The sequence below is a fragment of the Colwellia sp. SU-HH00943 genome (assembly GCF_057546125.1).
On record NZ_BAAJLW010000017.1, the window covers coordinates 1 to 437 of the forward strand.

1 protein-coding gene is annotated in these 437 nt (G+C 36.8%); it reads left to right on the forward strand.

Features of this window, described 5'->3' with window-relative positions:
* Positions 1-40 precede the first annotated feature (40 nt).
* A complete protein-coding gene (locus AC27GZ_RS16125) occupies positions 41-331 on the forward strand; it encodes a hypothetical protein (RefSeq protein WP_487096396.1) in 291 nt (96 codons plus the stop codon).
* Positions 332-437 lie beyond the last annotated feature (106 nt).

Consider the following 437-nt stretch of genomic DNA (forward strand, 5'->3'; position numbering starts at 1 on the left):
GTTATGTACCTAAAGAAGCACAGTTTAAAAGGATAGATTAGTGTCACAATTAAAAGATGGAAGCGACTATCAAATTAACCGTCATATTGTTGGTGATGAGCCAGGTTTAAGAAACTTGATTAATGCCTGTGAAGTTGCCATCTCAAAAGGTGAATACGTAGGATCTGATCTTGATGACTTCGAAGGTGTGACCAAACTTGAAACAACTTTCTTAAAAAATAATCAAGAATCTAAATCAACGCCTTTAGCTTTTGGCATTCTATCTATAGTGGTTATATTCGTTTTATTTTTGGTTGTGGTTGGCTTCATTAACTTTTTAAAATGGTTTTAATCGGTACATAACAAGCCAATTAAGTGCAGGACTGCTAAAGCTTGGCTCAGTTCCGCTTCGCTACACAGTTTAGCCAAGCATTTACCAGCCCCTTATTGGGGCGTTA